General features: G+C 46.3%; 10 protein-coding genes. All 10 read left to right on the forward strand.

Annotated elements, in window-relative coordinates; genetic code table 11:
• Positions 1-205: 205 nt before the first annotated feature.
• The 10 genes from BG32_RS16370 (at position 206) to pepV (ending at position 6,468) form a co-directional block, all read left to right on the forward strand.
• Positions 206-715 carry a hypothetical protein gene (locus BG32_RS16370; RefSeq protein ID WP_257211920.1) on the forward strand — a complete coding sequence of 170 codons (510 nt, stop codon included), beginning with the start codon at positions 206-208 and terminating at the stop codon, positions 713-715.
• Entirely contained in the window at positions 688-849 is a 162-nt protein-coding gene (locus tag BG32_RS16375) for a DUF5050 domain-containing protein (RefSeq protein ID WP_306556634.1), read from the forward strand. Before BG32_RS16370 ends, BG32_RS16375 begins: the two co-directional genes overlap by 28 nt.
• Positions 850-973: 124 nt before the next feature.
• On the forward strand, positions 974-1,174 hold the full coding sequence (locus tag BG32_RS16380; RefSeq protein WP_257211922.1) for a hypothetical protein: 201 nt from the start codon (positions 974-976) through the stop codon (positions 1,172-1,174).
• Positions 1,175-1,276: 102 nt separating this feature from the next.
• On the forward strand, positions 1,277-1,429 hold the full coding sequence (locus BG32_RS17105) for a hypothetical protein (RefSeq protein WP_373561604.1): 153 nt from the start codon (positions 1,277-1,279) through the stop codon (positions 1,427-1,429).
• Between the two features lie 319 nt (positions 1,430-1,748).
• A complete protein-coding gene (locus tag BG32_RS06860) occupies positions 1,749-2,471 on the forward strand; it encodes an SGNH/GDSL hydrolase family protein (RefSeq protein WP_099771729.1) in 723 nt (240 codons plus the stop codon).
• Positions 2,472-2,967: 496 nt separating this feature from the next.
• Positions 2,968-3,348: a helix-turn-helix domain-containing protein gene (locus BG32_RS06865; RefSeq protein WP_259459575.1), complete on the forward strand. Its 381-nt coding sequence runs from the start codon at positions 2,968-2,970 to the stop codon at positions 3,346-3,348.
• Positions 3,349-3,376: 28 nt separating this feature from the next.
• Positions 3,377-3,844, forward strand: coding sequence for a RidA family protein (locus BG32_RS06870; protein WP_099771730.1), 468 nt, complete (start codon positions 3,377-3,379; stop codon positions 3,842-3,844).
• A 1-nt stretch (position 3,845) separates the two neighbouring features.
• On the forward strand, positions 3,846-4,724 hold the full coding sequence (locus BG32_RS06875) for a MalY/PatB family protein (RefSeq protein ID WP_259459576.1): 879 nt from the start codon (positions 3,846-3,848) through the stop codon (positions 4,722-4,724).
• Positions 4,721-5,056, forward strand: a complete 336-nt coding sequence (locus BG32_RS16390) for a hypothetical protein (RefSeq protein ID WP_259459577.1) — start codon at positions 4,721-4,723, stop codon at positions 5,054-5,056. Before BG32_RS06875 ends, BG32_RS16390 begins: the two co-directional genes overlap by 4 nt.
• Before the next feature lie 11 nt (positions 5,057-5,067).
• Entirely contained in the window at positions 5,068-6,468 is a 1,401-nt protein-coding gene (pepV, locus tag BG32_RS06880; RefSeq protein WP_183084304.1) for a dipeptidase PepV, read from the forward strand.
• Positions 6,469-6,829 lie beyond the last annotated feature (361 nt).

Here is a 6,829-nt window from a genome sequence, read left to right on the forward strand (position 1 = left end):
GAATCAAAGTCTATTTCAAACGCTTGCCATGACCCCACTTTATGACACAGGATTCTAGCTCACAGATATGTAATCTTGAAGATACATGGGAGAGGTTTCCTCTATCGTTCATATTTGCTATTGAATCCATTCTCTTGGCAGGATTCATTCGGGTTTCGGATAAAAAATGTCAATCCCCCCTGAATGAACTAAAGGAGATGTTGGCATGAAGATTACCTTCCTTCCTCGCTCTCGATTAGGCAAGTGGGGCTTCTCTCTGAGTCTGTCCTTCATCCTTTTGCTCTTTGCCCAGATACAGTTCTCATTGATTCCTCTACCGGTCTTCTCTCTTCTTACTCTAGGAGTGGCCGGCTTTGTCTTATCTGTCATCGCTTTTATAAAGAAAGATAGAGCATTGGGAACACTGATTTCAATAATTATTGGAGCCGTTATTATCTTCGTCTTTGGATCGATACTGGTAATGTCTACCGACCTCTTCAAAGGCTTTCCCGTTGCGAAGGACTACCTGGAGAAGGCGGAAGGAAACGATATGTCCGGAGACGGAATGAATCTCGGAGATATTTCGCAGTCAGGAGAGCAGATCTTTTTCGTAGAAAAGAACAGGCTGTACACCATAAACATCGACTGGACGAATCGCAGAGAGGTAACGAATTCTCGGTCAGTTCTATCTTTCTTTCCGGTGACTGGATTTACTTCACAAACGATCGCGATGTGAGCAACCTGTATAGAATGAGGAAGGACGGAAGCGAGCAAATGAAACTGAGTGAGGACAATGTCGCCCATTTCTACGTTCTAGGTGATCACATGCCTATTGCACGAAGAAAACGCTGGCCGAGTTCAACGAAATAAAGAAGGAAGCGCTAAATACAGAAGACGCAACACTGGAAAGCGATGTGGGGACACTATACATGATGAAAACAGACGGCTCGGAAAAAATCCCGCTCTGCAAAGTTCCCTAAAGCCGGGCAGGGTAATGATATCCGAAGAGTGGATATACTTCGAAGACTATCAGAAGCTGTGCGGAGTAAGGATCAATGGATCAGACTACACTTTGATCTCTGAAAGAGGAAGGTTGGGTTTCGTTGAGGATGGTTGGGTTTACTTCGTATCGGTTCTCGATCCAGAAACTCGAGCTTATGAGGATCTTGAGATCTGCCGTATGAAGAAAGACTGATCCGAAATTACGGTTCTCTCCTCTGCGGACAGAGTTAACAGCTCTTGTTTCGACAACGGTTGGTTCTATTATGTTCTCCATTCAGAAAAGGGTCTGTACCGAATGAGGCCAGACGGATCTGAAAGAGAGAGACTCAATGAAATAAACATCTGGCAATTCGACGGGGTGGCCGGAAACTGGATGTACATTACCGACTATGCCGGCCCTAGGTATCGCGTCAAGCTAGATGGCTTGGTAGGCACCAGAATGAACTGAACCCTTTCTTTTGACCGGGTTACACATTCCCTTATCATCTTCAACAACCTTGTTTTTGACGAAGACCCGCAGGTTCGAAATCCTTGTTCTTTTGCTGTATGAGTTTCCGGCAACGCTGAAATCTATGCAATGGAGACAAAGATAGGAACTATCCAGGACGGGAGAAGTGTGTTTTCCTTTCTTCCTGTCTTGCATGTCTCTCACTTCATACTATCCTCGTAGAGATGATAGGCCTTCAAGCCGGTAGATTTGATTATCGAAGTGGGTAAAACGCATGAAAGACTATAATAGTTATGAATTGAGGATGAGGAGACTACACATGAATACTGTTGTCTGTATTGGAGATAGTATCACCTTTGGTCGAGTGGGTGCAAGTTACTTTGAGATGCTGAAAAGCGAATTCGGTGGAAAATACAAGTTTATAAACAGTGGAATAAATGGAAATCTTTCTTACGACGTTCTAAAGAGAATAGACAAAGTGACCAGTTTGAAGCCAGATATCGCTATTCTCCTCGTAGGAACAAACGACGTGTGGGCGACCTACTCAGAAAAAACCATGAAAGCCTACATCAGAAAGAACAGACTACCCGAGAGACCTTCAAAAGAGAGCTATGCCAGAAACTTCGCTGAAATCCTGCAAAGGCTCAAGACCGCTTCCATTGCTCATATAGGAGTGATGTCGTTGCCTTTGATTACAGAAGAACCCGAACATATTCTCTTCAAGAGAAGCGTGGAATACTCTGAACTGATTAAGAAGATAACTTCGCAGATGGACTTGTGCTATCTAGATCTCAATGAACGTCAACGCGATTATCTGACAAAGAATAAGAAAAGTTCTCCCTCAGGGCGGAAAGTCTCCTGGGAATTCACATTACGGATGATCTTCAAGCATATCCTATTGAGAAAGAGCTGGGACGCACTATCGCAGGAAAATGGATTTCTGTTGACGGTAGATCATGTTCATCAAAACAGCACAGGGGCAGCATTGATCAAGGATTGCGCCTCTGAGTTCCTGAAAAAGCTTTCGCTTCCAGATGGCTGATTTCTTCAACGAACATACTTAGAATAGTTATCATTTGCTGTTCAATTATCCAATTCGATCGGGTTCCTGTTTAGGGGAGCTCTTCCTTCTTCATAAACATGTTAGAACGAATCGTCTGGAACGAACCGAAAGAGAGTGCTGATAACGGAACAATATCGACTGTTTGATTCATCAAAAACCGATAGATCCTGTGCAGAAGCACTCACGAGGATGACCCCGAAAAGGCGCGAAAAACGCGAACAGTTGCAAGTTCCGAAATACAAGTTGTGAGTCAAAGAACAAATCCAAAAAAGAGGGCCTCGGGTCTGGAGTCTGGCAAAGATTAATCAGTTCACTATTCTAAATGCTATTGAGAACTTCATCTTTAGATCCGTTCCAGAATCTTGTCTTTGATTTTAGCAAGAACTCGTTCATGTCGGAGGATCATACTGCGATCTTGCCAAGTACAAGTCGTCATATCTGGAAGGTGATTTCATAAATCATCAATCATCAAACGGTGTACAAATCCGGAAAATTCATAAAGTCAACGACCTTTCATCTAAAGGGCGAGGATTATCACTATGCGCTTGGTATAAACTATGACTTCACCTACATGAGGGAGTTTTCAAACGTTCTGGAGAACTTTATGAGGGTCGAATCCGATTTGCAGTCTGCTATAAGCGAGGCGGGAGAGAACAAGCTCTCTTCGATCTTCGACAGCTGTCTCGAGGCTGTAGGCAAGCCCATCGAAAGGATGAATAAATCGGACCGGTTGAGACTGATAAGTCTTCTTAAAAGAGAAAAGGCCTTCGACTTTTCTAAGGCAGTCCCGTACGTTTCAAGCAGGCTCAATTTATCTAGATACACGATATACAAATACATAAAGGAAAGCAGCTGACATAAATAAAGAAAAAGAGGAGAAGATGATGCTTATAGAGAAGAGGATAAAGGAACTGGGAATCGAGCTGCCGCCGTCTTCACCGCCAGGAGCCATGTATATTCCCGTCAAAAGGCTCGGAAATGCTCTTTTCGTTTCGGGTCAGGTACCGATGAAGGACGGAAAGCCTGTTTACACGGGTAAAGTGGGAAAGGAGAGATCAATCGAATACGCCGAGGAAGGGGCCAGACTGTGTATTGTCAACATGCTGGCAGCCGTCAAGGCTTACCTCGGTGATCTCGACAGGGTAGTTAGCATCGTGAAGCTCCAGGCCTTTGTGAACAGCGAAACTGGCTTCGACAGGCAGCATATCGTTGCTAATGCGGCTTTGGAACTCCTTTATCAAATATTCGGAGAGGCTGGAAGGCACGCACGCACTGCAGTTGGAACGAACCAGCTGCCGTTGGATTTCACGGTCGAGATCGAGGCAGTAATCGAAATCAGAGAGAACGATTAATATGGACTACGACTTTGATACTCTGGTAAACAGGGAGAATCAGGGGAACATGAAATGCATGCTCACTCCCGATATAGTCAAGAAGATGAATCTGATCAGTTATGCCGGCGCTGAGATGGATTTCAAGACTGCTCCTGCAATAATCGACGCTCTTGTTAAGCGGGCCAGGAATGGCCTTCTTGGATTCACACTTGCCGACGAAAAGTATCTTTCCAGCGTACAGTGGTGGATGAAGAACATGCGTAACTGGGAGATAGAGAGAGACTGGATTGTGCCTACCTATGGTACTATTCACTCGGTTGCGACGGCCATCAGGGCATTCACGAAAGAGGGAGACGGTGTAATTGTACAACCTCCCGTATACAACAGATACGAACAGGCTGTAAGAAGGACAAACCGAGAGATAGTGAGCAATCCTCTGATCTACGGGGACGGAAAGTACTCAATGGACTTCGATGACCTAGAGAGATGTATGAGGGTTGAGAAAAACCGGCTTTTCATACTGTGCAATCCTCATAACCCCATCGCAAAAGTCTGGCAGCGTTCAGATCTGGAGAAAATCTCTTCGCTTGCACAGAGATATAACGTCCTTGTATTCAGCGACGAAATATTCGGAGAAATAACCTTCAACGGCAATTCGGCTATTCCGTACTCAACTGTTGCCGGAAAGGAAGGCCGCTCGATAGTTGCGACCTCACTTGGAAAGGTCTTCAATCTGACTGGCGTCAACAGCGCAAATATTGTTATATCCGACCCCTCTACACGGAAGAGATTCAGGATCCAGCGAGACGCAGATCACTACGGAAGCATAGATCCCATGGTTCATGCGGCAGTATGCGCAGGCTACGGACCCGACAGGCCGATTGGGTTAGAGAGATGAGGGAGTACGTGTGGGAGAATGTCTCCATAATGAAGGACTTCTTCACCAGAAATATTCCGGCAGTCACAATGACCAAAGTAGAGGGTTCATTCGTAATCTGGATAGACTGGCGGAGGCTTAAACTAGATGATGAGGAGCTGCACTCATTCCTGCTGAACGAGGCATATCTTGATCTGGATAGAGGCGTAAACTATGGAGAAGGTGGAAAGGGTTTTACGCGAATGAACATCGCTGCACCCAGAAGGAAGATAGAAGAGTCACTGGGATTCCTTTTCGAAGCTGCCGCGAGACGTGGGTATGCAGTATCCGAGACTTTGAACAGGTGGAGGTGAAGATCATTCCTATGAAGAAACTGATTGAAGACTACTTCGAACAGAATAGGGAGCTCATGATAAGAGATATCATGAGACTGGTAAGGATAAAGAGCGACAAGCAAGAGGCGAAAGAGGGCAAGCCATATGGCGAAGGACCGGCCGAAGTGCTGGCTGTAGCCCTTGAGATGGCGTCTGAGATGGGATTCAAGACCAGAAACTACGACAACTATGTAGGAGCGATTGACTTCGACGATCAGAAAAACAAGCTTGACATTCTTGCTCATCTCGATGTGGTACCTGGAGGTGATGGTTGGTCGGTCACAGAACCCTTCAACCCGGTAGTCAAGGGCGGAAGGCTCTACGGCAGAGGAACGATAGACGACAAGGGCCCCGCCGTAGCAGCTCTTTACGCCATGAAGGCTGTCAAGGATCTCAATATTCCTCTGAAGGCCGGCGTAAGACTGATACTGGGAACCGATGAGGAATGCGGATCGTCCGACATAAGATACTATTATGGGATCGAAGAGGAAGCTCCAATGACCTTCTCGCCGGACGCCAGTTTCCCGGTTGTGAACATAGAAAAGGGAGGTCTACAGGGAAAGTTCGAATCGAGATTTGAAGAGTCAAATGAAACTCCACGAATTGTAAGCTTCAAGGCTGGGATCAAGAGTAATGTGATTCCCGGTGAGGCAACTGCCGTTGTAGAGGGGATCGATCCTGAAGAGATCCGCGAATGCTGCGATGCCGTCGGCAAGATCAGCGGCATCTCGTTCAACTTATCCACCGAGGGAGACAAGACTACAATCAAGGCCAAAGGACTTCAAGGCCACGCTTCGACTCCAGATAAGGGGAGAAATGCTTTGACAGGTTTGCTGGAGGTAATCTCAAGGCTTCCGGCTTCTCGAAGCACCGGCTTTGAAAGACTTAGAGCTCTAAACTCTGTATTTCCTCATGGAGATTGGCTCGGTGAGGCTGCCGGTGTGGCGATGAGCGATGAACTTTCCGGTAAGCTTACAATAAGCCTCAATATATTGGAGTACGATGGTTCCAGCCTAAACGGGACATTCGATTGCCGGGCTCCTTTGTGTGCAACGAAAGAGAACCTTCTTGACGTTATCAAGGCAAAACTGGCCGGCTATGGCATAGATCTACAAAACGATGACATAAAACCTCCTCATCACGTACCGGGTGACTCCGAGTTCGTCAAGACACTTCTGAGATGTTATGAAAGCTACACCGGAGAGAAGGGATACTGCATCTCAATGGGCGGCGGAACGTATGTACATCGACTGAAGAACGGTGTGGCATTTGGCTGTACTATGCCCGGAAGCGAAAACAATATGCACGGCCCCGATGAATTTGCGGTCATTGAAGATCTCCTGACGAGCGCCAAGATTTTCACACAGGCAATCATAGAGCTATGCGGGTGAACGAACCTGTTCTGTAAGCTAGAAACGATAAGGGCTGTCCGTTATGGGATCTCCGTTCTCCGGGAATAACAACAGTTGCAAGTTGTAACCGAGGTTAGAGGTCAGTGGTCAGAGGTTGGAAGAGTAAAAGGAACTGGTTGACCGTTGAGCAGTTCTCCGTCCGCCGAGAAGAACATACAGTTGCAAGTTGTCTGTTCCAAGTTGCAAGCATAGGACCCGCTATGCGCTTAAAAACGGAGAACCCGCTAATCGCTGGAAAAAACACTTTGCGCTGGACACTTGCTATGATACGCTGAACTCTTGAAAGACCAAAGGAACGGTTGCAAGTTGTGAGTTGTAGTGTGCCAAGAAGGCGAAGAAG

Origin of the sequence: Mesotoga sp. HF07.pep.5.2.highcov (assembly GCF_003666285.1) — a bacterium.
GTDB lineage: Bacteria > Thermotogota > Thermotogae > Petrotogales > Kosmotogaceae > Mesotoga > Mesotoga prima.

Coding starts and splice junctions, on each gene's coding strand:
- BG32_RS16370 (WP_257211920.1), top strand. CDS start 206: ATGAAGATTACCTTCCTTCCTCGCTCTCGATTAGGCAAGTGGGGCTTC.
- pepV (WP_183084304.1), top strand. CDS start 5,068: ATGAAGAAACTGATTGAAGACTACTTCGAACAGAATAGGGAGCTCATG.
- BG32_RS06870 (WP_099771730.1), top strand. CDS start 3,377: ATGCTTATAGAGAAGAGGATAAAGGAACTGGGAATCGAGCTGCCGCCG.
- BG32_RS06875 (WP_259459576.1), top strand. CDS start 3,846: ATGGACTACGACTTTGATACTCTGGTAAACAGGGAGAATCAGGGGAAC.
- BG32_RS06860 (WP_099771729.1), top strand. CDS start 1,749: ATGAATACTGTTGTCTGTATTGGAGATAGTATCACCTTTGGTCGAGTG.
- BG32_RS17105 (WP_373561604.1), top strand. CDS start 1,277: ATGAGGCCAGACGGATCTGAAAGAGAGAGACTCAATGAAATAAACATC.
- BG32_RS16380 (WP_257211922.1), top strand. CDS start 974: ATGATATCCGAAGAGTGGATATACTTCGAAGACTATCAGAAGCTGTGC.
- BG32_RS16390 (WP_259459577.1), top strand. CDS start 4,721: ATGAGGGAGTACGTGTGGGAGAATGTCTCCATAATGAAGGACTTCTTC.